General features: G+C 35.2%; 23 protein-coding genes and 1 pseudogene. 11 read left to right on the plus strand and 13 right to left on the minus strand.

Annotation, left to right across the window (positions count from 1 at the left end):
* Window positions 1–293: 293 nt before the first annotated feature.
* From SAGCYANO_RS10225 to SAGCYANO_RS10255, 7 genes are all read right to left on the minus strand, one after another.
* Window positions 294–890 carry a HEPN domain-containing protein gene (locus SAGCYANO_RS10225; protein WP_202219981.1) on the minus strand — a complete coding sequence of 199 codons (597 nt, stop codon included), beginning with the start codon at window positions 888–890 and terminating at the stop codon, window positions 294–296.
* Between the two features lie 107 nt (window positions 891–997).
* The gene (locus SAGCYANO_RS10230) at window positions 998–1,471 is read right to left on the minus strand and encodes a hypothetical protein (protein WP_202219982.1); all 474 of its coding nucleotides are present in this window, start codon (window positions 1,469–1,471) and stop codon (window positions 998–1,000) included.
* A gap of 167 nt (window positions 1,472–1,638) precedes the next feature.
* Window positions 1,639–1,962, minus strand: coding sequence for a hypothetical protein (locus tag SAGCYANO_RS10235; protein ID WP_202219983.1), 324 nt, complete (start codon window positions 1,960–1,962; stop codon window positions 1,639–1,641).
* Window positions 1,963–2,051: 89 nt separating this feature from the next.
* Window positions 2,052–2,678 (minus strand): GGDEF domain-containing protein, encoded by a 627-nt coding sequence (locus tag SAGCYANO_RS10240; RefSeq protein WP_202219984.1) that lies wholly within the window; start codon window positions 2,676–2,678, stop codon window positions 2,052–2,054.
* A complete protein-coding gene (locus SAGCYANO_RS10245) occupies window positions 2,675–3,394 on the minus strand; it encodes a response regulator (protein ID WP_202219985.1) in 720 nt (239 codons plus the stop codon). Before SAGCYANO_RS10245 ends, SAGCYANO_RS10240 begins: the two co-directional genes overlap by 4 nt.
* A gap of 363 nt (window positions 3,395–3,757) precedes the next feature.
* Window positions 3,758–4,150 carry a response regulator gene (locus SAGCYANO_RS10250; protein ID WP_202219986.1) on the minus strand — a complete coding sequence of 131 codons (393 nt, stop codon included), beginning with the start codon at window positions 4,148–4,150 and terminating at the stop codon, window positions 3,758–3,760.
* A 28-nt stretch (window positions 4,151–4,178) separates the two neighbouring features.
* Complete coding sequence (locus SAGCYANO_RS10255; RefSeq protein WP_202219987.1) at window positions 4,179–5,798, minus strand: ATP-binding protein; 1,620 nt, start codon at window positions 5,796–5,798, stop codon at window positions 4,179–4,181.
* A 2,305-nt stretch (window positions 5,799–8,103) separates the two neighbouring features.
* Here SAGCYANO_RS10255 and SAGCYANO_RS10260 point away from each other — a divergent pair.
* Window positions 8,104–9,315 carry a hypothetical protein gene (locus SAGCYANO_RS10260; protein ID WP_202220013.1) on the plus strand — a complete coding sequence of 404 codons (1,212 nt, stop codon included), beginning with the start codon at window positions 8,104–8,106 and terminating at the stop codon, window positions 9,313–9,315.
* Window positions 9,316–9,943: 628 nt separating this feature from the next.
* Window positions 9,944–10,717 carry a superoxide dismutase gene (locus SAGCYANO_RS10265; RefSeq protein WP_202219988.1) on the plus strand — a complete coding sequence of 258 codons (774 nt, stop codon included), beginning with the start codon at window positions 9,944–9,946 and terminating at the stop codon, window positions 10,715–10,717.
* Between the two features lie 661 nt (window positions 10,718–11,378).
* Here the strand turns inward: SAGCYANO_RS10265 and SAGCYANO_RS10270 are convergent.
* A complete protein-coding gene (locus SAGCYANO_RS10270) occupies window positions 11,379–11,564 on the minus strand; it encodes a hypothetical protein (protein ID WP_202219989.1) in 186 nt (61 codons plus the stop codon).
* A gap of 214 nt (window positions 11,565–11,778) precedes the next feature.
* Between SAGCYANO_RS10270 and SAGCYANO_RS47475 the strand changes: the two genes are divergently transcribed.
* Entirely contained in the window at window positions 11,779–11,904 is a 126-nt protein-coding gene (locus SAGCYANO_RS47475; protein WP_255502525.1) for a hypothetical protein, read from the plus strand.
* 1,217 nt (window positions 11,905–13,121) lie between these two features.
* Here the strand turns inward: SAGCYANO_RS47475 and SAGCYANO_RS10275 are convergent.
* The gene (locus SAGCYANO_RS10275) at window positions 13,122–13,682 is read right to left on the minus strand and encodes a Uma2 family endonuclease (RefSeq protein WP_202219990.1); all 561 of its coding nucleotides are present in this window, start codon (window positions 13,680–13,682) and stop codon (window positions 13,122–13,124) included.
* 212 nt (window positions 13,683–13,894) lie between these two features.
* On the opposite strand from SAGCYANO_RS10275, the gene SAGCYANO_RS10280 reads away from it, so the two are divergent.
* The 3 genes from SAGCYANO_RS10280 (at window position 13,895) to uvrA (ending at window position 17,942) form a co-directional block, all read left to right on the plus strand.
* On the plus strand, window positions 13,895–14,356 hold the full coding sequence (locus tag SAGCYANO_RS10280) for a hypothetical protein (protein ID WP_202219991.1): 462 nt from the start codon (window positions 13,895–13,897) through the stop codon (window positions 14,354–14,356).
* A 100-nt stretch (window positions 14,357–14,456) separates the two neighbouring features.
* Window positions 14,457–14,876, plus strand: coding sequence for a hypothetical protein (locus tag SAGCYANO_RS10285; protein WP_202219992.1), 420 nt, complete (start codon window positions 14,457–14,459; stop codon window positions 14,874–14,876).
* A gap of 102 nt (window positions 14,877–14,978) precedes the next feature.
* Window positions 14,979–17,942, plus strand: coding sequence for an excinuclease ABC subunit UvrA (uvrA, locus tag SAGCYANO_RS10290; protein ID WP_202219993.1), 2,964 nt, complete (start codon window positions 14,979–14,981; stop codon window positions 17,940–17,942).
* A gap of 2,591 nt (window positions 17,943–20,533) precedes the next feature.
* Here uvrA and SAGCYANO_RS10295 read toward each other — a convergent pair.
* The 4 genes from SAGCYANO_RS10295 to SAGCYANO_RS10310 form a co-directional block, all read right to left on the minus strand.
* The gene (locus SAGCYANO_RS10295) at window positions 20,534–20,713 is read right to left on the minus strand and encodes a hypothetical protein (RefSeq protein ID WP_202219994.1); all 180 of its coding nucleotides are present in this window, start codon (window positions 20,711–20,713) and stop codon (window positions 20,534–20,536) included.
* A 9-nt stretch (window positions 20,714–20,722) separates the two neighbouring features.
* A complete protein-coding gene (locus tag SAGCYANO_RS10300; protein WP_237396036.1) occupies window positions 20,723–21,004 on the minus strand; it encodes a BsuBI/PstI family type II restriction endonuclease in 282 nt (93 codons plus the stop codon).
* Between the two features lie 187 nt (window positions 21,005–21,191).
* The gene (locus SAGCYANO_RS10305; protein ID WP_202219995.1) at window positions 21,192–21,566 is read right to left on the minus strand and encodes a hypothetical protein; all 375 of its coding nucleotides are present in this window, start codon (window positions 21,564–21,566) and stop codon (window positions 21,192–21,194) included.
* Between the two features lie 246 nt (window positions 21,567–21,812).
* Window positions 21,813–22,826, minus strand: a complete 1,014-nt coding sequence (locus SAGCYANO_RS10310) for a DNA cytosine methyltransferase (RefSeq protein ID WP_202219996.1) — start codon at window positions 22,824–22,826, stop codon at window positions 21,813–21,815.
* A gap of 1,207 nt (window positions 22,827–24,033) precedes the next feature.
* On the opposite strand from SAGCYANO_RS10310, the gene SAGCYANO_RS10315 reads away from it, so the two are divergent.
* The 5 genes and pseudogenes from SAGCYANO_RS10315 (at window position 24,034) to SAGCYANO_RS44515 (ending at window position 25,985) form a co-directional block, all read left to right on the plus strand.
* On the plus strand, window positions 24,034–24,246 hold the full coding sequence (locus SAGCYANO_RS10315) for a hypothetical protein (protein WP_202219997.1): 213 nt from the start codon (window positions 24,034–24,036) through the stop codon (window positions 24,244–24,246).
* A 320-nt stretch (window positions 24,247–24,566) separates the two neighbouring features.
* Window positions 24,567–24,668, plus strand: a complete 102-nt coding sequence (locus SAGCYANO_RS44500) for a helix-turn-helix domain-containing protein (protein WP_237396037.1) — start codon at window positions 24,567–24,569, stop codon at window positions 24,666–24,668.
* Window positions 24,669–25,290: 622 nt separating this feature from the next.
* Window positions 25,291–25,428 (plus strand): hypothetical protein, encoded by a 138-nt coding sequence (locus SAGCYANO_RS44505; RefSeq protein WP_237396038.1) that lies wholly within the window; start codon window positions 25,291–25,293, stop codon window positions 25,426–25,428.
* Window positions 25,413–25,592: pseudogene (locus SAGCYANO_RS44510) on the plus strand (transposase); the annotation flags it as partial. The gene SAGCYANO_RS44505 and the pseudogene SAGCYANO_RS44510, both read left to right, overlap by 16 nt.
* A gap of 120 nt (window positions 25,593–25,712) precedes the next feature.
* The gene (locus tag SAGCYANO_RS44515; RefSeq protein ID WP_237396040.1) at window positions 25,713–25,985 is read left to right on the plus strand and encodes a transposase; all 273 of its coding nucleotides are present in this window, start codon (window positions 25,713–25,715) and stop codon (window positions 25,983–25,985) included.
* The last annotated feature ends 34 nt before the right edge of the window (window positions 25,986–26,019 follow it).

Raw genomic sequence — 26,019 nt, forward strand, 5'->3', positions numbered from 1 at the left:
GAACCCACCCCTCGCCCCTCCTCCTGGGAGGGGAATAATTGATAGTTTCTGTGCAATCATTGATTTGATTTTTTATTATTGGAGATGTCTAATAGGAATGAACAAACTGCTATTTAGTTGAGGAACGAAACTCAACAGATGCACTTTAATATCGCTGTTCCATAATTGATTTTATTTTAGGTGGAGGTATTTTTAATGTTTTCAATAGGCAGACTTCTAGAATTATTTTTAACTTTTTTGTAAGTAGTGTTAAATCTGAATCTGTCGCAATTTTACTGTTTGTTTTATTTGTTTTACTTGTAGTGGACTGTTTCACCTAAAATAGTGCAGAGCGCTTTTTTCGTCACCCCATCCCCCCACCACCCCATCCCCCCATCACCCCATTTTCTAATGCAACATTTAAGATGAAACAGTCCAGTAGGATGCGTTAAACTCCCTCTTGTATCTCTGACTTGTTTAACAAATTTATCCTTGGCATCTGAATTTTCAAATAATCTGTCAGGTAAACAACTAGAAATTTTTTCATCCTTAAACAAATTTTCCAATCTTTCTTTTAAAGAAAACTCATTCCAGTATTGTATTTTATTTAAAATAGATTCGTGATATTCCTCTTTTACATTATGGTTTTTTAACTCTACTGATAACAGTTGTTCAAGCTCCTTTCTAATACTCTCAAAAACTGAATATTCGCAATATTTTCCATTATGATGAATCCGATGAAATCCCTCAATTGCTTGAGCAAAACTCAAGAATAAGTCTTTAGTATGACGTATTGGCGTGTAATAAACTCTCATATAAAGTTCTAGAATAGAGCCTAATGTTTCGCTAATATATTTCCAAGATTCTAAAATCATTTGAGAATTATCTTGTATATCTGTAAAGCGAAACATAATTTTATTTTCTTCAAAAGAGGGTCTATAGATTTGAGCTAAAATATTTTGATAGAAAATTTTAATCGGATAATGTTTCTCTACTTCCTTTTTACTTACCTGTTGACCTAAAAAAATAGCTTTTCGGAATTTTCTATTTCCATAAATATTTGCCTCGGAAAATCATATTCCATTGATGTTCCTGAAACACATGATTCAATAGTGTCTGGCAAAACAATTTGCCCACAAGAAAACGTTAAAAATTCTTGAAAAGAGTCAATAATTTTTATGAATTCATCAAGACTTTTAGGGGTATTTGCTTTGAACAAAATCTTTTTCCGTTCTTCCAGTTGAAGTTTGGTAGTGTCTAATCCCAAAAACTTAAAAAACTGTAACTTCTCTGGCGTAAGCCATGGTATATCTAAAATGCTAATAGAGAATTCATTCAATTTACCAATTTCAATTGGTTCTTGTATCGTTTGTCTGACATTTATTTCTCTATAGCAATTTTGATTACTGGAACTGGGTATAGGCGTAATTTCAACATTTGGTAAATTAACCCATTTTTCTAATTGCGTATATCGCACAATTAAAGCCTTCAATAATGGATAATTGATAATGGATAATTGATAATTACCTCTCCCTAAAAGGAAGAGGATTGAATAAAAGGAAAAAATTTATTTTTTCCCCTTGAAAGGGGAGGCTTTAAACCTGAACTATTTAATTATTTAATTATTTAATTATTAATTCTTCGGTAAATTGAATATCTTCATAATGCCGAAAAATGGTAGCCCTTAATAATAATATCGGGATATATTTCGCTAGTTTGTATTCCTGTCTTAATTTCTTTCTTCTGTGAAGATTTAAACAAAGTTACTGCTTCTGATTTACCAGGCGCAGAAACAAGCCAACCATTAATAATTGGATATGTTAGGGGATTATCAAATTTTTCTTCGATGTTCTCAAATTGTCTCAATTCTCCTACCAACTTGAGTTGAGGTATTTTTTCTGGTGAAAAACTCAATGTTCCAGTGATTTTTCTGTCTGGGGTTTCTGGTAAAAACCATATTCCATTTGTCTCAAAATTATTCATTTTTACTTTCTTTCAATAAATCAGTCCTACTCCTCTACTCCCCTATTCCCCGACTCCCCCACTCCCTACTCCCCCACTCAAGAAAGAGCTCAACCTAGCTTTTCAGTAAGTTGCTCTAAACTAGAATAATTGTTGCGCCCAGATTTTTTGGCTTGGTACAACGCTCGATCAGCATTCCGAAGTAAAGTACCACTATCTAAACCATCATCAGGATACACTGCTATTCCGATGCTAACTGTGACATGAATACGATGACCTTCCAGAATAAATTCGGGTTGCAGTGCTCTAACTAATCTATCAGCAATCTCTCCTGCATCCTTTCGAGAGCGAATTTGCGGTAAGACGATCGCGAATTCATCTCCTCCCCAGCGCGCAATTAAATCAACTTCCCTCAGACAGCTGACAAGACGCTGAATTACACCCTGTAACAATAGGTCTCCTACTGAGTGACCGAATGTATCATTAACTTCCTTAAACCTGTCTAAATCAAGAAACATCATTGCCATAGTTTCTGAGTGATAAGCTGCATAGGTTAGAGCTTCGGAAAGTTTCTGATCGAATAAAGCTCGATTCGGGAGGTTAGTGAGAGGATCGTGCAATGCTTGGTGTTTGAAGGTTTCTTCTGTTAGCTTTTCCTGAGTTACATCTCGAAAACTCCAGACCTGACCGACAATTTTACCTGCTAACTTTTGAGGCTGTAAATAATACTCAATCACATGACCATTTTTAATCTTAATAAATCCCGTTTTTTGATATTCTCTTGCACAAGTAATGCTTGAAAGGCGCTCGCATCTTCTTCTATCAATGGTTCTAAAATCAAATCAACTAACTTTTGGCTATCATCCGTTGAAGTTGAGGCAGGCAAATTCCAAATTGCAGCAAACTTTTGATTAAAACTGACCACTTTTCCCCCAGAGTCCAAAACAAGAACTCCATCAATTGTTGCTTCTAAACTCGCTAATAGTAATGATAAAGAGCTTTCTAATTTGGCATTAATTTCCTTAAGTAACGCATTTTGATAAGTAAGTTTTTGTTCTTGCTCAAAGCTTCGCAAGGCTTCAGCAACTGTGAGAATTAGATCGGTTTCATCCCAAGGTTTACGGATATAGCGGTATAAGGCGGCAGCATTGACAACATTCCCCACTGAGTCAGCATTAGCTTGCCCAGTCAGCATTATTTTTAACATTTTGGGATAAAGCTTGTGCAGTTGAATTAACAATGTATCCCCTTCCATTCCTTGCATCCGTTGATCGGAAATCACTAGAGGAATTTCTAAACCTTCTGCTGTTAATTCTGCACAGATTGAAAGTGCTTCTGCAGCATTATTGGCTAACTCAATTTCATAGTCTTTGCCAAAATAGCGCTTGAGTTGTTGTCCCAAAGTTGTAAGTATTGTCCACTCATCATCAACACAAATAATTGCTGCTTTCATTTGATAAAGCTTTTGTGGGTCTTAACTTCTATTTTAAGTGCCTGATATAAAATCCGGTTATACAGTAATCGCAAAATTACTTCTTCTTAATACAGATGTTCTATTAGACATCTCCAATAATAAAAAATAAAATCAATTATAGTAGATAAATCATCAATTCTTTCCCTCTACTTCCTACTCCCTACTCCCTCTTTTCCGGAGAGGTCTATTAAATACGAATTTAAAAATTCATGCTATTCAAATCCTTTCTTTTTCCTGACTCCTGACTCCGAGCGCGATACGATAACTAATCATCCGGATTTGATATGACACCTTTTGCTAAAAAGTATGCTATGCTCCTTGAAAAACTAAATGCTGAACAGCTTACTGATTTAAAGCTGTACTAATAATTTGCTGCAATTGTTCTTCTGTCCAGGGTTTGTGGAGGCAAGCATAAAGGTTGGCCTGTTGTCTAGCTCGCTCAATGGCGGCTTCGTCAGCTTGTCCGGTCAACATCACGGTGACGATCTCTGGAAAACGTTTATGGACCTGGGTTAAAAACACATCACCTTTGACATTAGGCATCAGCCAATCAGAAACAATGGCCAGAATTTTAATATCTTCCTCTTCTAACTCATCAATTACAACCCAGGCTTCTTCAGCACTTTGAGCAACCTCATAAATATACTTGTTGCCGAAGCAACGCTGTAGTTGTTCTTTGAGAACCTTGAGAATAGGCATTTCATCATCTACACAGATAATCGCTGTATCACACATATTTAATCCTGCTCCACAGATTAAAAAGTTAAGGAGAACCAATAGGCAACTGTATACAGAATAATGTATTTCCTGGCTTGCTGTCCACTCTGATATTTCCTTGATGTTTGTCTATAATTTTCTGACAAATGTGCAGTCCCAAACCACTTCCCTCACCTGGTGACTTGGTGGTGAAAAAGGCATCAAAGATTTTGGACTCTATTTCTGGTGGAATTCCTACTCCGCTGTCCTGAATACTCACCTGAATACCATTTTCCTGTTTACGAGTGGCAATTGTTAGTGTCCCTCCAGATTCCATGGCTTGAATGGCATTGTGTACTAGGTTTGTCCATACCTGAATCAGCTCGTCGGCATATCCCCAGATATCAGGAATTTCCTGATAATCTCGAATTAAACGGATATTACGTTTGAGTTGATTATGATAGATTTCTAATACTGTTTCTAGGCCATTAACTACTTGTACTAACTGCTTCTTTCCAGAAGGCTGATAACGAGCATAGCTTTTGAGGGCAAAAATGGTCTTGGAGCAGCGTTCCACGGCATGTAGGATAATCTGATTGTTATTACAGGAGGAGGCTAAGTTATAGGCAAATTCGATGGCAAATTCTCCCTGTTCACTCTTGAGTATGGGTAGCCACAGTTCGGGGGTTTCAGGAACTCCCATGTCTGCTAGGAGGTCTGCAATATATCGAGAATTTTTAATGTCATTTTCTCGAAGTTGAGCTGCTATTCTACGCTTGAGGGCGCGAGTTTCTTGAGAGGCAATAGAAGATTTACTTTTGAGTATCTGATGGATGAGCTGAAACAGATTGTTTTCTTCTTGGCAAGTGAGACTTTGATGTAAATGGGGGAGTTGATTAAGTACTTCTTTCAAAGCTTTATCGGTGTTGTTTGCTGAGGCTTGAATTGCGCCGAGGGGGTTATTTATTTCATGGGCAATTCCGGCAATTAGTTGTCCTAAAGCGGCCATTTTTTCTTGTTGAATTAATTGAGCTTGTGCTTGTTGGAGATTGATTAAGGCAATTTCTAATTCCTGATTTTTGTTCAACAATTTTTTACTGAATATATAGTATAAACTACCAATGGCAATGGCTGCCATAATTAAAGTAAAGGCGGTTCCAATATCGGCAAGTTTTCGGGTCTGTTGATATTGCTCTACATAGCCTTCTTCTAAAGTTTTAATTTCATCGTATAGCTCATCATAAATTTCATCAATTTTATGGGCATTAATCTCCATTGCTTCCTGAACTTTTCTTTGAGCAATTAGCTCCAGAGAACTTTCCATTTCGGTTTGATAACTGGTATATAGTTCCCAAAGACTTTTCAGATAGTTCTGTTCTTCAAGTTCTTGAATTCCTTGAATAATAGCATCAGTACTTTCTTTATTTTCAGCAAGTTCTTCAGTTAAATTTTGATCTATTTCACCTTTGGAAATACCTTCCCATTCTAGGGAATTAAGTCGGCTAACTTGCTCTTTTAATTGAGTTAAGAGTAGTCTGGCATTACTACTCTTATCTGTTATATGATTGAGTTGAGAAATTGCACTTGCACTGGCGATCGCTACTACCATTGCAGCCCCAAATACGAATCCTGTTGGTAATGTGGAATTGAGTTTGGGGAAAGAGGATATCTTTGTCACATTGAACATAGTTTAAAGTTTTGTCCAGTAGTTCATATAGTAATATTATTTCAGTTGTAACATTTTTGAGATGGCTAGAAGTGAGGTTTGTGATTTACTGGTGTTATGATTTTAATTTTTTTAGTTAATATTGACTATTCTCAAATTTTTCACAAATCCTTTAAATAATGGCTATAAATTAAGTGAAAATAATGAGATATCGAGTAAGTTAATTAGGATGTCTTTTTTGATCATCTCAATGGTTTTGTTGTTTTAATTTGTCTACAATACGACTCAAAGCTATGGATAAAAGTTAGTATGACAAGTGATTTTAGTTATCAGTTAGCCTCCCGTGGTCGGAACTGCGGACTTCAGTATCTCTTGCTTTCCTAGGTCATGCTGCGCAAACAGCTAGAGGCTTGATATAAGGAATATTCTCTGTAAGTATTTCCTCCGGAATGCTGCGCAAACAGTGGTCAGCTATCAGCTATCAGCGAAAAGAATTATATTAATTCAAAATTAAAAATATTAAATCATATCTTCAATCTACAGTCTTTGACTTTGTTGTAGATTTTTCGTACAAATAGGGTTTGCTGATTAAATCTAATACCAAATTCAAAAAAGGTAGTTACATCTTAATTTGTGATTTATTTCTAAAAGAAAAATCATAAATTCCATAAATTTTAAAGTTTTCACTTTTTTTTCCTCTTTAATATTTATGTTTTTCTTTCCCTGTTGCCTGTTGCCTGTGTTGTCACTGTAACAATATTTTATGAAATTTGTATAAAAGGATTGACATATAAAGGTTTTAACATTTTTAAGTTAAAAAAAGTCCAAGCTTAATGGTCGTAATGGTTCAAAAAATTAGCATTTTAGGCGGCTTTGTTGCGCAGAATAATCAAGGGATTATTCTTCCTCTTACCTCCTAATTAATTCCCCGTTCCTCCTGTCTCCTGTCTTCCCCTCCCTGGAGGGGAGGGGTTAGGGGTGGGTTGGGAGGGGTTAAGGGTGGGTTGGGAAGGGGCTAGGGGTGGGTTGTCTCCTACCTTCCCCTCCCTGGAGGGGAGGGGTTAGGGTGGGTTAAAAGACTTTTTCAGCAAACTCTAAATAGATTGGTCAAAACATTGATAATTTGTTTCTGATTCGGTAATATAGCCATAAGATTTTAGTTGTGAAATATTGGAGACTTTTGTTCTAGGGAGTAAGGAATAGGGAATAGGGAATAGGAGAGAAACGAATAAATAACAATAAGAAAACTGCTATATTCTATCCTTTAAAAGAACACCTCAATTCTCACATCTGATTCCTGATTGCTATATCATCCTATAGAACCCATTTGATATCTATATAATTATGGTAGTAAAGTCTTTTCGCGCATCAATTTTGAAGAAAAATAATCTGAAGGAGTGTTGATTTTTTTGGTATTATTTATCACCACATTTTCCCTCTTTCCTCTTACCAAATAATTAAGGTAAAAATCCTCTCCTTTAAAGGATAAACAATGAATTAATTTTCCTTTTATTCAATCCTCTTCCTTTTAGGGAGAGTTCATTAATTAATAATTGATAATTGATAATTGATAATTATCTCTAGTTAAAACCATTACGGAATTGAATATAAGAAAATATTATTTCTTCTCTTGGTCGATTGGATATGGTTAGGAAACCCATCCATCCCACCCTTCGGGAAGCTACACTTTTTCCGTTTGTCATGCTCCGCAAACATGTTGCGTAGCAAAACGACCGCTTTTTTCCCCTTAAAAGGGTCGGCTTTAAACCAGAATTATTTAATTATTAATTATTAATTATTCGGTAATTATTGGTGTTGCACAGTGACGAATGATTTGACATTTTTGATGAACAGAATTTTGGATTTGAGAATTGCCATAATGATGAATATTAGGTTTTTTAAAGTTAAATTATCAACTAATTTTTGGCAATATCATTCCATAATGTACAACCCCTAATTATCAATTATCCATTATCAATTATCCGTTATCCATTATTGAACTCCTGTCTCCTGACTCAAGGCTAAAAAAACGCGCATATTTATGAAGATACGATCAGGGGTTCTATAGGGTTTCCCAAGCTAATAAGGTACAGTTGTTTTTCTTCTTTATCAATTCCTACAGAACCAGAATTACTACTCCCTACTCCCTTTTTCCCCTCCTGGGAGGGGTTAGGGGTGGGTCCCTACTTCCTAAAACCAAGGAATTTTGTACAGAAACGCTTTTTGGGAATTGCTATATGAATCATTAAGATTAACAAATATAATAGTAGTAGCAAACAAAAATCATTCCTTTATCCGTGTATCTGTATTCTAACTAACTCAAATTATGGAAGATATTAACGATAAAATTCTAAATATAGTGACAGAGTTTTTTGGCTATTTTGATCAAAAAGAAGCATTTACCCTGCTACTAGCAATAGACCGAGAAAAAGTATATAACGATTTCTTAAAAACTGAGGCTGGTTTTAACAGTTATAAACTAGCTTTTCTGGATAAAGGTATTAAAAGTTCTCCCTATCAAAACCAGGTAGAAAATTATCCAGAACATTTAACTATGCTGCCTAATTTAGCAATTCCAGGAGCAAAAGTTTTCCCCAATGTTGGCGAATTTCCTGATATTGATGAACAGGCTCTTAATTTTATTCATCCTGATATTAAAGAAGCTTGTATTTGTCTAGCTGGTACTGCTGGCGGACCTTTTAAATCTCGTTGGTTAGGTAGAAATTCTCTGGATAAATGTCAATATTGGAGTTCTACTAAAATTATCGCAATTTTAAATGTTATTTGTTCGATTAATAGCGATATTAATACTTGTCAAATCCAAGGAGATGGGAAAAATTTAGACTTTAATGAAGTTGTGGAAGATATTTTTACCAATGGAGAAAAAATTGGTAGTTCAAATTCTTTAGCTGCAATGTTTAAATGTTTTCAAAATTATGTAGATTTAGAATCATGGCTCAAGGAAATTACAGGTAATAATCATACAGAATTTCAAGGTTTATATGGTGAAGAACCGTTTATTTTTTCTCCCCAAATAACACAAGACGACCGGGTGTTATTAAGTGCAGTATCAGAAAGTAAAAAGCGAGCAGAACAACCAGGAGAAAATACTGTCGCTACTTATGATTTAACTAGAATTATGTCAATGGTTGGTTGCTATTATCATTTACCAGAGTCCGCAAAACTGCCAGGAATGTCTTGGGAAAATTTGCAACCTTTTATTCGTAATGCTGGTAAAGATACTGCCCGTTATGTTGATGTAGCTCTGGAAAAATTGGGGATTCAAAATAGTATTAAATATCCTGTTATTCTATCTAAATTAGGTTTTGGATATAGTAGCAGTCGCAAACGTACAGAACTTACTTATACTTGTTTTACACAGTTTGAATACCAGGAAAAAATTAGGTCTATAGCAATGACTTTACGAGGAGCAAGAGCTTTAGGAGATTTTGACAAAGAAGCAGTAGAAATAGATGCTCGGATGGCAACAGAAGTTACGGAAATTTTGAGGCGTTTAGTAACTGATGAACTGGGTTGACGAAGTCAGAAGTTAGAAGTCAGAAGTCATAACTCAGAAGTTAACCCACCCCTAACCCCTCCCAGGAGGGGAAGTAGGGGATTTGAATAACTCTCCAAAAATATTTCGCCTGATAAGCAGAAAAAACCTAAATTTCCTGTAAATATTCACCCTTGAATTTACACAAATACCTCCCGATAGACATGATATTTTTAATAAAAAAGCCGAATTTATTTGTAAGGAGTAATGTCATTTTAGTTGGCCTATTCACAGAAATAATGTTAATTATTGGGTACATCTCAATATTTGCAAAAATACTTTTTTTCTATATATTCCCTATTCCCTGTTGCCTGTTGCCTGTTGGCTAAAAGGATAAATTTTTGGCTTTATTCAAAATTGAGATTCACCCTAATTATTCTTATGTTTACCGAATAATTAAGGTTTAAAACTTCTCCTTTAAAGGAGGAACAAGAAAAAATTTTCCTTAAGCGTCAATACTTTTCCTTTTAGGGAGAGGTAATTATCAATTATTGAATTCTCCCCCACTCCCCCACTCCCCCACTCCCCCACTCCCTCACTCCTCTACTCCCCATTAGGTGTCATAGTTGTTAATATATTTTATATAAACTATTTTTCTGAAAAACTAATAATGAATATTAATCGGCGCAATTTTTTAATCTTAACGAGTGCTACTTTGGGGTATATGACTCTAGGTTCTTGCCAAACATCAGAAGATAATTCTTCTTCATCTGTAACTCCTTCTACTTCAGTAAATGATACTAAATTAGTAGAAAATTCTGGGGGTTTTCAACTAACACCTCTACCTTATGGATATGATGCTTTGGAACCTTATATTGATAAAGAAACTATGCAGTTTCACCATGATAAACATTATGCTGGTTATATTAGAAATTTGAATGGGGCGATCGCTAAGTATCCTGAACTTAAGGACAAAAATGCAGAAGATTTATTGCGTAATTTGAATACTTTACCGGAGGATATTCGGACTGCTGTACAAAACAATGGTGGTGGTTATGTAAATCATAAAATGTTTTGGGAAATTATGACTCCTAATGGTGGGGGTGAACCTGATGGAAAAATAGCTGCTGCTATTGATGAAAGTTTTGGTAATTTTGATAGTTTTAAGGATAAGTTTAATGCTGCTGGTGGTGGTCGTTTTGGTAGTGGTTGGGTATGGTTGGTTTTGGGTAAGGACGGAAAGTTAAAGGTTATTAGCACTGCTAATCAAGATAGTCCTTTTTTGACTGGGGATTATCCGATTATGGGTAATGATGTTTGGGAACATGCTTACTATTTGAACTATCAAAATCGTCGCGGTGATTATTTGAAGGCTTGGTGGAATGTTGTTAATTGGCCGGAAATTAATCGCAGGTATGAAGGGGCGATCGCTTCAATTGCTTAGTAATGGTTAATTGCTCAGAGCTGATTGGTTTATCTAGTATTAAAGATTGTATTTTTAGTTGAATAAAAAGTCATGCGTAGGGGCGAACAACCCCCACTAACTTAATAGTATCAAAATTTTTTTGGGGATGCAATGGTAATTTCTGCCGTTTTTTTTTTGAGCTTCACAGAATGAAAATTTTTGTGGTGAGGAATTATAGTTTAGGCTTGAGAAATTTGGTAGTTAATTTATTTGATTTTTGATGGTTGAGAAAATGAGTGAATTTCGTGTAGTGGAAATTTTAGGGAGAGTAGGGAGCAGTATTTCTCGGCAAGGTTGAGGCGATCGCTAGAAAACAAAGATGTGGTTGTTTTTTTTAGAGCTTCACAGAATGATTATTTCTCTGGTTTTAAGTGAGTGTATATCTTCTGCTCTTTCTAGGGGTTTTATTCGCTTTTAGCGATACGGCTGACGACACGCTCCGCGATCGCTACAATCTCTTAATACCCTATACCTTACTTTTGGTGTTGAATAAAAAGTCATGTGCAGGGTCGAACAACCCCCACTAAGTTAATAGTATCAAAATTTTTTTGAGGATGCAATGAGAAATCCTTCCGAGCGCCGATTTTTTCAGGAGCTTCACAGGATGATTATTTTTGTGGTGAGGGGTGATAAATGGGAATCATGGAAATGATATTAATTTGATAATTTGAGAAATTTGGTGGTTATATTTATTTGATTTTTGATGCCTGAGAAGATGAGTTAATTTCGTGGAGTGGAAATTTTGGGAAAAGTAGGGAGCAATCTTTCTCGGCAAGGTTGAGGCGATCGCTAGAAAAACAGATGTAGTTGTTTTTAAGAGCTTCACAAAATGATTATTTCTCTGGTTTTAATATGACCGTGCATATTTTGCTCTTTCTAGGAGTTTGATATCCTGTTAGCGATACGGCTGATGCCACGCTTTGCGATCACCACAATCTCTTAATATCCTCACCTTACTTTCTTTAGTTGAATAAAAAGTCATGCGTAGGGGCGAATTACCCCTACTAAGTTAATAGTATCAAAATTTTTTTGAGGATGCAATGAAAAATCCTTCCGCGCGCCGATTTTTTCCTGAGCTTCACGGGATGACATTTTTAGTGGTGAGGAATTATGGTGGCAATAATGGAAAAGATATTAATTTAACGATGCGAGAAATTTGGCGGTGATCTATAATTTTTAATTTTTGTATTTTTGATAGCTGAGAAAATCAGTGAATTTCGTGGAGTGGAAATTTTGGGTACAATAGGGACGGATATTGCTAGGCAAGGTTGAGATGATCGCTAGAAAAAATAGACAATTTTTCTAGAGAGGTTCACAGAATAAAAATGCTTGTAGTTTTTGAGTAATGGATGGGAATAATAGAGAAGAGATTAATTTCATTATTAGATATTTAGTTGCTTGGGCAATTGGGTAAATCAAACACAGAAATGGTAACTATTACAACTCTAACCTTTGAACTTAGCTCACCTTCTAATGAATCATTCCCCACCAGAAAAAATTATTCGATCTAATAGTAAATATACTCAATTAATTTAAAACATATAGAATCAAGAGAAAATACTAATGCTCAAAGAAGCTTACTAGGAATAGTAATGAGTCATCAAATTATCTGCATAATTAAAGAGCAAGCTAAAGTTGCAGGAGTAATAACTGAATATCTATGCAAATTACTATATTTTTTCCATGAAATAGGTTAATTTTGTGAGATGAAAATTGTTTCCTATGACAAAAGCAATATTCCTCGGCAACCTTAGCAAAACCACTTGTTTAATTGCTTGAAAAATAAAGTTGGTCACAGAATATTTAAATAGAAGATGATTTTTTGAGAGATAAAAGAGAATAGAAACAAAGCAATTTTTCTTACCTTATTTTTAGCTCTACTTACTGAGTTAGATAGATAAGAAAATTATCTAACTGCTGTTTATTCAATACCTTACGGTCATTACAGTGGTTAAAATTATACCAAAATTAAAAAAAATTAATTACATCTTAATTTGTGATTTATTCGTACAATAAAAAAAATATAAATCCCATAAATTCTAAAAATTCAACTTTTTTCCCTCTTTTTTATTATGTTTTTCTTTCCCAGTTAAGTTTTCCCTATGTCGTGACTGTAGCAATATTTTATGAAATTGGTATTAGTTCTGGTGATAATCCTTCCTTCTGCCTTTTTTAATCAGTGGGATGACAAACCAAAAGATAATCAAATTGCCCCACTAAATTAACCAGAGATTTTTCCTATTTACAGGTAGAGGTAGGTTTAATTATACAAAAGAGAAATTACTGGGTAAGTGTTATGTCAGATTATGAATTTCTCAATACTAAAACTCACTCATAGATTACTTCTGACTTCTAACTTCTGACTTGCACGCAGCGCTATATCTCATCCTAATATTTCATCCACTTGAATATTAATATCTGGAAACCTTTGAACAGAAAAAATTTCACCGCGTTCTAACTTTTGTACCTGTTTATAACTACCACCAATAGGTTGTCGATACACCTCCAAATATTCCTTATTAATATCTACCAACCAAACCTCAATTACATTATTTTCAGCATAAAGAGGAACTTTAACTTCACGGTCAAACTTAATTGTACTATCTGCCACTTCAACTATCAAAAATAAATCCTGAGACTGAGGATGTCCTGACTCATAAAAATCTGCTTTTAGCTCCAACAAAGCAATATCTGGTTCTGGTTCAGAATAATCACCTAATTCAATCGGGTTTTGAACACTTACTAAAACTCGATCGCCTAACCTTTGAGAAAATAGTCTAGTTAAACGGTTCACGCAAGCTGCATGGTGACGACCTACTGGGGACATTTTGAGAATTTCTCCTCTTATTAGTTCTACTCGCTCATCTTCTTTCAGGATGCCTACTTCAGGCATTTTGTTATATTCTTTGACGTTGAATTGTCGTTTTAGCAGTGGGACTGACATGGCATACCAGTTTTTGAGAGTAGCATTCCATAGGAAAGCGGAATTGAGTTCTATTGCTGAGAAGCTATACTATTTTTAGTTGAATAAAAAGTCATGCGTATGGGCGAGTAACCCTCAACGGTTTTTATGATATCAAAATTTTTATGAGGATGCAACCAAAAATCCTTTGACGCGGGAATTTTTTTCAGGAGCTTCGCAAGATGAAAATATTGATGATTTTTCACTGGGAAGGAATGGATGGAAAAATTTTGAGAACAACAAGCATATATTTATGGATGCTTCGCACAATGAAAAATATTCTGTCATTGCTCCTGGGGAAAATTCCTGAAAATCCTTTGGCACGACTGATTTTTCAGGAGCTCCGCAAGATGAAAATATTGATGATTTTTCACTGGGAAGGAATGGATGGAAAAATTTTGAGAACAACAAGCATATATTTATGGATGCTTCGCACAATGAAAAATATTCTGTCATTGCTCCTGAGGAAGATTCTTGAAAATCCTTTGACAGGGCTAATTTTTCTGGAGCTTCACAAGATGAAAATGTTGGTGATTTTTCACTGGGGAGAGATGGATGGGAAAATTTTGAGAACAACAAGCATATATTTATGGATGCTTCACACAATGAAAATATTCTGGCATTGCTCATGGGGAAGATTCTGGGAAATCCTTTGACAGAAATAATTTTTCCGGAGCTTCACAAGATGAAAATATTAGTGATTTTTCACTGGGGAGAGATGGATGGGAAAATTTCGAGAACAACAAGCATATATTTATGGATGCTTCGCACAATGAAAATATTCTGGCATTGCTCCTGGGGAAGACTCTTGAAAATCCTTTGACAGAAATAATTTTTCCGGAGCTTCACAAGATGAAAATGTTGGTGATTTTCCACTGGGGAGAGATGGATGGGAAAATTTTGAGAACAACAAGTATATATTTATGGGTGCTTCACAGGATGAAAAGTTCTGGCATTGCTCATGGGGAAGATTCTGGGAAATCCTTTGGCAGAAATAATTTTTCTGGAGCTTCACAAGATGAAAATATTGGTGATTTTCCACTGGGGAGAGATGGATGGGAAAATTTTGAGAACAACAAGCATATATTTATGGATGCTTCACACAATGAAAATATTCTGGCATTGCTCATGGGGAAGATTCCTCAAAATCCTTTGACAGAAATAATTTTCCGATAATTGATAACTGATTTAGATGTGTCATAACACTACAAATTTTGCTGATAACCGATAATTGATAATTGATAACTGATAACTGATAACTGATAACTGATAACTGAAATGACCATCCGCATCCGAGGTGCTAGACAACATAACCTCAAAAATATCGACCTAGAACTCCCACGCGATCGCCTAATTATTTTCACAGGAGTTTCTGGCTCTGGCAAATCCTCCCTTGCCTTCGACACAATATTCGCCGAAGGGCAACGTCGCTACGTCGAATCCCTCAGTGCCTATGCCCGACAATTTCTCGGACAACTCGACAAACCAGACGTAGACTCCATCGAAGGATTAAGCCCTGCCATTTCCATCGACCAAAAATCTACATCTCATAATCCTCGCTCCACCGTCGGCACCGTCACGGAAATTTACGACTATCTCAGATTACTATTTGGCCGAGCAGGAGAACCTCATTGTCCCATCTGCCACCATAATATTGCTCCCCAAACTATAGATGAAATGTGTGACAGAATTATGGCTCTGCCAGACCGGACTAAATTTCATATCTTAGCTCCCGTGGTTCGAGGCAAAAAGGGGACTCATAAGAAACTGTTGTCTAGTTTAGCCGCTCAAGGATTTGTTCGTTTGAGGGTTGATGGAGAGGTTGTAGAAATTGCTGAAAACATCAATTTAGATAAAAATCATACACATACAATAGAAGTTGTTATTGACCGACTAATTAAAAAGCCTTGTATAGAGGAACGTTTAGCAGATTCTCTCAGTACTTGTCTACGTCAATCTACTGGAATTGCTTTAATTAACGTATTAAATGATACATCAGCAGAGGTAGGTGCAGTGCAGAGTTTTAATAAGTATAACCTAACCTCGGCAAAAATAGCAACTTCAGCTAATTCTAAATCTGCTAATAATTCGCAGAATTCCAGTCAGGAACTAGATACAGAAATAGAAAAATCTCATACTCAAATAGTATTTTCGGAAAATTTTGCCTGTCCGGAACATGGAGCAGTGATGGAAGAACTCTCACCTCGCCTATTTTCCTTCAACTCTCCCTACGGTGCTTGTCCGACTTGTCACGGCTTGGGTAGTCTGAAGCAATTTTCCCCGGACTTAATCGTACCCGATCCTAATGCACCCTTATATTCAGCGATCGCTCCTTGGTCGAATAAGGAAAATCCCTATTATTTTTCTCTGCTTTATAGTTTGGCTGAAGCTTATGACTTTGAGATAGAAACTCCCTGGAATAAATTGAGTAAGAAAGAGCAAAAGTTGGTACTTGAAGGTAGCGACGAACCTATTTGGATAGAAAGGAAAAATGGAGAAGGAGATTATCGTTACTATCCTGGAGTTATCCCGATATTGGAAAAGCAATATAAGGAGACTGGTTCGGATTTAGTCAAACAAAAATTAGAACAATATTTAGTTAACCAAACCTGCGAAACTTGCCAAGGGAAAAGATTAAAACCAGAAGCACTTTCGGTAGAGGTCGGGCAATACAGAATTACAGATTTTACAGAAGTTTCGATTCGGGAATGTTTGGAGAAAATCAATAATTTACAACTGAGCGAACGGCAGGCAAAAATTGCCGAATTAGTATTGAGAGAAATTCGAGCAAGATTACAATTTCTGTTGGATGTTGGCTTAGATTATCTAACATTAGACCGAGCAACAATGACACTTTCTGGCGGAGAAGCTCAAAGAATTAGATTAGCAACACAAATTGGTTCTGGTTTAACAGGAGTTCTCTATGTTTTAGACGAACCAAGTATTGGTTTACATCAAAGAGATAATAGTCGTCTTTTGCAAACTTTAATCAAACTTCGAGATTTAGGAAATACTTTAATAGTTGTGGAACATGACGAAGAAACTATTAGAACAGCCGACCATATTATTGATATAGGTCCGGGGGCGGGAGTGCATGGGGGGCGGATAGTTTCTCAGGGAAATTTTCAGACATTATTAGCAACAGCAGAGTCGGTAACTGGTGCTTATTTATCTGGTAAAAAAGTTATTGCTACTCCAGTAGAAAGAAGAGAGGGAAATGGAAAGTCTTTACTGCTGAAAAATTGTCATAGAAATAATCTCAAAAATATAGATGTAGAAATTCCTTTGGGAAAACTGGTTTGTATTACTGGAGTTTCTGGTTCGGGAAAATCTACCTTAATTAACGAATTACTTTATCCAGCTTTGCAAAATCATCTGAGTCGAAAAGTTCCTTTTCCTAAACAGTTAGAAAAAATAAAGGGATTAAAAGCAATAGATAAAGCAATTGTAATTGACCAATCACCTATTGGTAGAACTCCCCGTTCCAATCCGGCAACTTATACAGGAGTATTTGATGTAATTCGGGGAATTTTTGCTGAAACTATTGAAGCTAAGGCAAGAGGTTATAAACCAGGGCGATTTTCTTTTAATGTTAAAGGTGGTAGATGTGAAGCTTGTAGCGGACAGGGTGTAAATGTAATTGAAATGAATTTTCTGCCAGATGTTTATGTACAATGTGATGTTTGTAAGGGTGCAAGATATAACAGAGAAACTTTACAGGTGAGGTATAAGGATAAGTCAATTGCTGATGTTTTGAATATGACTGTGGAGGAAGGTTTGGAAGTATTTAAAAATATTCCGAGGGCGGCAAGTCGATTACAAACTTTGGTAGATGTAGGGTTAGGTTATGTCAGATTAGGTCAGTCTGCACCGACTCTTTCTGGTGGAGAAGCACAAAGAGTAAAATTAGCCTCTGAATTATCTCGACGGGCAACTGGAAAAACTATTTATTTAATAGATGAACCAACAACTGGTTTATCTTTTTATGATGTTCATCAGTTATTGAATATTTTGCAGAGGTTGGTAGATAAAGGAAATTCCATTGTAGTAATTGAGCATAATTTAGATGTGATTCGTTGTGCCGACTGGGTAATAGATTTAGGTCCGGAAGGTGGAGATAAAGGAGGAGAAATAATTGTTTGTGGAACGCCCGAAGATGTGGCAGATAATTCTGAATCTTACACTGGAAAATATTTACGAGAAGTGTTGGAGAAGTATCCGCCCAAAGTGGAGGAAAATTGAGATTTACTGAAGTATGAATTTTTTCAGTCAGTAATTTTCACATTTCTGTCTACAGGTAAGTAGATATTTTCTGAAATTGAGCAACTACCTCTTACCTTCCCTCAACTTTTTACCAGTTTTTATCACAGGTGAAAATTTCACTTCTATATACTAGATAGGTCGCAAATTTGTCAGAAACTTTTCCAAGATATCTGCTGTTTATAGAGGTAAGCAGATATTTTCTGAAGTTGAGCGGAGCGATCGTCTCTTACTTTCCTCTCAACTTTTTACCCGTTTTTATCAGAGATGAAAATTTCACTCTTATATATAGGTAGCCGAAAATTTCTTAGAGACTTTTTCCAAATATTTGCTCTTTCCACAGGGAAATAGATATTTTCTGGAGTTGAGCGATCGCCTCTTACTTCCCATGGACTTTTTACCAGTTTTTATCAGAGATGAAAATTTCACTCTTATATATAGGTAGCCAAAAATTTCTCAGAGACTTTTTCCAAATATTTGCTCTTTCCACAGGGAAGTAGATATTTTCTGAAGTTGAGTAACTGTTTCTTATCTCTTTTCAACTTTCTGCCAGTTTTCGGAATAGATGAAAATTTTATTCTTATATAGGTAGTCAAAAATTTGTCAGATATTTTTCCAGAGTATCTGCTCTTTCCACAGGGAAATAGATATTTTCTGAAGTTGAGTGATCGCCTCTTACCTCCCATGGACTTTTTACCAGTTTTTATCAGAGATGAAAATTTCACTCTTATATATAGATAGCCGAAAATTTATCAGAGACTTTTTCCAGAATATCTGCTCTTTCCACAGAAAAGTAGATATTTTCTGAAGTGGAGTAATTGCCCCTTACCTCCCCTCAACTTTTTACCAGTATTTCTCAGAGATGAAAATTTCACTCTTATATATAGATAGTCGAAAATTTATCAGAGACTTTTTCCAGAATATCTACTCTTTCCACAGAAAAGTAGATATTTTCTGAAGTGGAGTAATTGCCCCTTACCTCCCCTCAACTTTTTACCAGTATTTCTCAGAGATGAAAATTTCACTCTTATATATAGATAGTCGAAAATTTATCAGAGACTTTTTCCAGAATATCTACTCTTTCCACAGAAAAGTAGATATTTTCTGAAGTGGAGTAATTGCCCCTTACCTCCCCTCAACTTTTTACCAGTATTTCTCAGAGATGAAAATTTCACTCTTATATATAGATAGTCGAAAATTTGCCAGATAATTTTCCCAGATATCTGCTCTTTCCACAGGGAAGTAGATATTTTCTGAAGTCAAGCTATAGCCTCTTGCTTCCCCTCAACTTTTTACCAGTTTTTCTCAGAGATAGAAAATTTCACTCTTAATATTATAGATAGTCGAAAATTTCTCAGATAATTTTCCAGAATATCTGCTCTTTCCACAGAGAAGTAGATATTTTCTGAAGTCAAGCTATAGCCTCTTGCTTCCCCTCAACTTTTTACCAGTTTTTCTCAGAGATAGAAAATTTCACTCTTAATATTATAGATAGTCGAAAATTTCTCAGATAATTTTCCAGAATATCTGCTCTTTCCACAGAGAAGTAGATATTTTCTGAAGTCAAGCTATAGCCTCTTGCTTCCCCTCGACTTTTTGCCAGTTTTCGGAACAGATGAAAATTTCACTTCTATATATAGATAGTCAAAAATTTCTCAGAGACTTTTCCAGAATATCTGCTCTTTATAGAGAAAAATAAATATTTTCTGAAGTCAAGCTATAGTCTCTTGCTTCCCATGAACTTTTTAGCAGTTTTTCTCACAGGTGAAAATTTCACTCTTATATATAGATAGTAGAAAATTTGCCAGATAATTTCCCAGATATCTCCTCTGCCTAGAAGTAAGTAGATATTTTCTTAAGTGGGGCAATCGCCTCTTACTACCCATCGACTTTTTACCAGTTTTCGGAACAGATGAAAATTTCACTCTTATATATAAGTAGCCGAAAATTTGCCAGAGACTTTTCCCATATATTTGCTCTTTTTACAAGGAAGTAGATATTTTTTGAAGTTGAGCGATCGCCTGTTACCTCCCTCTCGACTTTTTGCCAGTTTTCGGAACAGGTGAAAATTTCATTCCTATATATAGATACTTAAAAATTTGTCAGATACTTTTCCAGAATATCTGCTTTTTCTACAGGGAAGTAGATATTTTTTGAAATTGTCATCCTGTGAAACTTCAAATATATGCTTGTTTTCCCCTAATCAAATCTTTCCATCCCTCCTGAGTAGAAAACCATAAAGATTTTCATTCTCTTAAGCTCAAAAGAAAAATCACGCGTCAAAGGATTTTCGGTTGCATCTCCACAAAAATTTTGATATTATAAAAACTATAAGGGTCTATTCGCCCCTACGCATGACTTTTTATTCAACTACTTTTTTGGCTAAATATTATAATTACTTCCGCAAATTGCTTTCTAGTTTCTTTCACTTATTCCATCCCTCAAAATATCAAAGCTATTACAAAGCAGACAAATTTTTATAGGTAAGCCAATAGTAATATCTCTTAACTTTCCTCTCTATCTATCCCTACATAAATTTCTCTAATTATCAACTAATTAATTTTCTTGTCAATCTAATTTTTATCTGGCATTAAAAATGCAGTTATCAAAGCAATAGTACCTCCTAATAAACCCCAACCTAGCCAAATATTAAAATTTCTACCTCTACTTTTTGCGACAAAAGCAGCAGCAGTACCAATAACACAATGCAAAATCATTAATATCCAGAATAATTGCCAGTTAATTTCAGTCATTATTTTCTTTCAAGTATTAGTTATTTGAGAGTAAGGACCTAAAAATTTCTCACCATCAAAATGAATTATATGGTCTGGTGCATCAGCAATCCAAACTTCTGTTTCCCAGGCAATATCACCAGCAAACTTGCGAAAAGTATGATGGTCTAGAAAAGCTGTGACAAAAATTATGTCAGCCTGACATTTTTCTGTCAATTTTTTCAGTTCTAATAAACGTACATTAGAAATTACGCCCGAACTATGAACAGCTTCTATCAAATAAAGCCAATTTTTCTGTTCTGAATAAGCCACTATTGGATAATTAATAATTAATAATTAATAATTAATAATGAAAGAGTTTTTTAAATCTCTAATTTTCTATCTAACTCTCTAATTATCTATTATTCATTATCAATTAATGAACATACTTGATTCAATTATCTCGGTTTTCACCAGAGGTAATTAATAATTAGAGATAGTTTTCATTATTCATTATTCATTATTCATTATCCATAGACCTTGTACCATCATTTCTAGCTGAATTTGGATTAGTAGCACTAGGAATAATAATTCCTGCAAGAACAATTAATTTTAAATCTTTCCGGCGAATATCGTCATAAGAACTTTCATATAGAGGATAAAAAAGAAAATTCAGTATTTCAAACATCCCTATTCCAGGAACTATTGATAACTGATAACTGATAACTGATAACTGATAACTGAAATAAGCCATTGCCATTCTTTCCAATCGTCTTTGAGTCATCCCCTCAAGAGGTACACCAAACTTACTAATAATATATAACGCTTCATTGATTAACTTTTGAAATTGTTTAGACTTATCTGACTTAGTAAGATATTGGGGAATTTGAGGCATTTTTATCTCTTAAAAAGGTAAGTAAGCATTTAGCTATTAGCAGTCAGCTCTTCCTAGGTCATGCTACGCAAACAGCTTTTTAATGAATGAAGTAAAAATTCGTTTAACTTATACTACATTTTCCACTCATAAATTGAAGCAAAAGAAAGACTTGTTTTGAGTTTTTCACCCATACAATTTAAGCTAATGAAGCTGATAGCTGATCACGCAGTTCCGACCATAGGAGGCTAGCTGACGGCTGAATGTTTAAAAAGGTAATGATAATTGTACAGGAATAATTTTTTGTGAAATTTCCTCTGGTGAGAATCTTTTCCCAGATTCTAAATAACTCCTAATACTTCCTGCCAAATGAAAAGCAAATAAAGGAGGAACAGCATTTCCAATCTGATTAAAACAACTCGTTTCTTTTCCTACAAATTCAAACCAGTCAGGAAAACTTTGTAATCTTGCTGCCTCCCTTAACAACAAACGTCTTCTTCTCCCATCAGACAATTTTATTCGGTGCATATCTCCAGTAGGAGCAGAAATATTTCGACAAGTTAAAGTTCTAGCAGGTTTATCTAAATATAAGTCACGAGGTTGTTTACAACTAGAAGCTTTTTCATATTTTTCTACATACTTATCCATATTTGGAGTGAGAAATTTTGACTCTGGAGGTCCGTGGAATGCCATTGCTCCTAATGCTTCTCCAACAGTTACTTTTTTGTCTAAAGCTTGAGGAAATTTAAACTCACCTTTATGCCCAATAACTATAACTCTTTGTCGATTTTGAGGCACGCCAAAATCAACAGCATTTAACAATTTAACCTCAATAATATAATCCAAAGATTGAAGTGCTTGAGTAATTTCATCCAAATACCATTTATTCCGATAAAGTAAACCTCTTACATTTTCAAATAACCAAATTTCCGGCTTTAATCTTGCCACTGCATTAATAAAAATAGGAAAACCATCTCGCAAATCTTGCAAACCTTTTTGCTTTCCCCCAACACTAAAAGGTTGACAAGGAGGACCGCCAATTATTACATTTACCGGAGGTAATTCTGTTTCAGAAGAAAGAGTAATTTTAGTGCAATTACCTTTGAGATTTTTATTATAAGTTGCACAACAATCGGCATCCATTTCAAAACCATAAGTTTGAAATCCCTGGGCTTCAAAACCTAGAGATAAACCACCGCATCCAGCAAATAGATCTATAACTAAATTCGTCCGATTAACACATGGCTTAAGTAAATGATTTATTTTATCTATGTAGTTCATATATGTTATTCGAGTTATTAGAATGCTTGTATAGAATACATAGTGCCGCTACGCGGAAGTTAAAAGTCATGCATTTAAAAGCGAATGCTAATTGGCGAGGTTTCCTACGGGACACCTACTGTGCGGAAATAGTTCCGCACACAGCTCCTCCAGAATGTAAGACGCACATCTGACAGTCAATCATTTTTGATTTGTAATTGTTCCCGCGATTTTGTAACTGGTCAGTTATTTCCGCCATCCTGCAATATATTTATTGCTGAGTTTTTTCGTTTTTTTTTAGCAGCTAATATCCCAATATCAAAGTCATTACCGAATTATTAATTATTAATTATTAATAATTAAATAATTCTGGTTGAAAGCCTCCCCTTTAAGGGGAAAAAGCGGTCGTTTGCGGAGCAGTCCGTTAGGATGGGATGGCGAGGTCCCCTCGCCATATCCAATCGACCAAGACAGCGGTCGTAGCGCAGCTTCCCGTAGGGTGGGATGGCGCCATTCGGAGCGGCTCTGATAAGAGCGGGTCTCCTCGCCATATCCAATCGACCAAGAAAAGAAATAATATTTCCTTATATTCAATTCCGTAGCGGTTTTAACCAGAGGTAATTATCAATTATCAATTATCAATTAATGAATTGTTTGGCACTAGCAATTCAAACCCTTAAGCACTTCTTTATACAGCCATCACATGTCCCTGTAATTTATGATATTATGTTTGAATTTTTTCAAAGAACAAAAACTCTACTATTGCCCGATACTATTCTCAATTAATATGTTCTCTCAAAGATTTAATTCTCTATTCAAATTTAAAATCTAAGGTAAGCATTTCCTGGGGAATGCTGCGCAAACAGCGGTTAGCTAGCCTCTGGAGAGAGTAGCTGTAGACTTCAGCTATGATTTATTAACTCATTATCGCAGCGAAGGAAGAATTAGTCTCCAAGGAGAATTAAAACTTATGTTTACTTCCGCATTCCGCACCGAAAGAAAAAAGCGATCGGCTAACCTTAGTAAGTTGTTACGTTCATGCATCTGAATACTTAAAGTGTAAATGCAATATACCAATAAATAACTTTAAACTTGAAATTTTTCTTAAAAATCTAAATCTACCTTCCTCCTAAAATATTACATCTGCTAGATATGAGATTTGCCAAATTGAATCAAAAGCGTTATATACTTATAAGTCAATTTATGATTAAACAATAAATAATTAACAATGTCAGAAAATCAGCAAGAAATTTGCCCAGTCTGTCTAGTTAAAATAGTAGGTGGAGATCGAGTGTTATTTTCTTCTGGACCACCTGGTACTAAAGCAAAGTTATGGGCTCGTGTTTGTCAATATGCTCAAAAACAGGGTTGTATAAATCAAGATTTAGATGAAGTTGGAAAGGTCAAGTCTGAAGATTACTATAACCCTGAGATTTCCTAACACCCTTTCATTTTTTCTTATAACTCCCTTATTCCTTAGTCAATAGGTAAAACAGAGGCCATTCTTATTTGCTCAAAAGGGACTGGTGATTTTCTGCCAATATTTTTTCCTCCTAACCTGTTGCCATGCTACTATTTGCTATTATTTGGTAAAAATATTTTTCAGATTATTTCCTAGAAGAAAACTTGGCAGCTAAACTTGATTCGGCAAGGGGTCTGCCGTTATAATCTGGGATTTAATGGGAGGGGAATTGCCGAGCTGTAAATTAAACAGGTGTTGATTGCTGTTCAAATATAGCACTAAAGAAGTAGTATAAAATTATGATAATTACTCATTGCTACAAAATTAAGCCCACTCCTGAACAGTCAGTCAAAATTGATTATTGGCTAGAACACCTGCGAAGGCATTACAATTATGCATGATAGTTCAAAGACTAGATTGCTTAAATAGAACTAGATGTCAAGTTGACCGTTGTTCATTAATTTCATGTCCTATTGGGGAGACTTCCAGTAGACCAGATTATTATTTTCAGCAATCAGCACTTAAACAGACAAAAAATTTATTTCCTGACTACAAAGAAATCTCCATACGAAGTTCAACAAATTAACTTACAAAGACTAGATAAAGCTTGGAAATGTTTCGGCTAAGAGCCGACATGAAAGGCTAATACCTGATCAAACTGGTAAACGTGGAGGAAGGCCAAGATTTAAAAAATCAGGAAAGTTAAGGTCATTGTGTTTTAGTAGAGTTAATCATCCTAAAGGAATAATAAAATTTGATGGAAAACAAATAATTACTACGAGGTTTGGTGCTATAAGAATCATAGTTCATAGACCAATTCCAGATGGTTTTACAATTAAAACTGCAACTATAACCAAAAAAGCGAGTGTGTAATTCTGGGGTTTCCCCAGAATGTAAGACGCACTCAAGACGCTGATGGTCCTGGATGTAAGTTTTAGTTTGGAAGATAAATCAGTACCTAGTTTAATTTCTACAGAAAATATCAAAACTGCTGTAGGCATTGATGTAGGGTTAAAATAATTTTTGACTACTAATACTGGTGAGACTGTTTCTATTCCTAATTTTTATAGAAAATCTCAATCTAATTTAGCAAGAAAGCAAAAAAAGTATCTAGAAAAGAAGTTGGGTCTAAAAACTGGAGGGCGGCACAAAATAGAATAGCTAGATTGCATCAACATATTGCTAGACAAAGAGAAGATTTTCACTATAAGACTGCTCATAAATTAGTTAAACAATATGACATGATTGCAGTAGAAAACTTAAATATTAGAGGTTTGGCAAAAAATACTAAACTATCAAAATCAATATATGATATAGGTAAATAATGAATAATCAATCATCAATAATCAATGATTCTTTAATTATTAATTATTAATTATTAATTATTTAAGGTGTTCATATAAGGGCGAATGGCCATTCGCCCGTACACCCTCACAATACATCACATGCATTGTAGTAATTGTGGTCATAAAGTGTCTAAAACTTTATCAGTTAGAACTCATTCTTGTCAGAAATGTGGAACAGTTTTAGATAGAGACGAAAATGCAGCAATTAATATTTTAAATAAAGCGCTAAACGAGGTGGGTATCATCTTGTCTGCTTGTGGAGGCTTAGGCGTTAGTCAGCCTATGTTTCGCTTTGCGACATGTAACGCGCAGCGTTGCGCCAGCACTCGCAAGAAACTTCTTTGTTTGAGAAGCTACCGTTATAATCTTTGATTTAACGGGAGAGAACTTCGCAACAAATGTCTTT

The organism is Okeania sp. KiyG1, from assembly GCF_014132355.1.
Lineage (GTDB): Bacteria > Cyanobacteriota > Cyanobacteriia > Cyanobacteriales > Microcoleaceae > Okeania.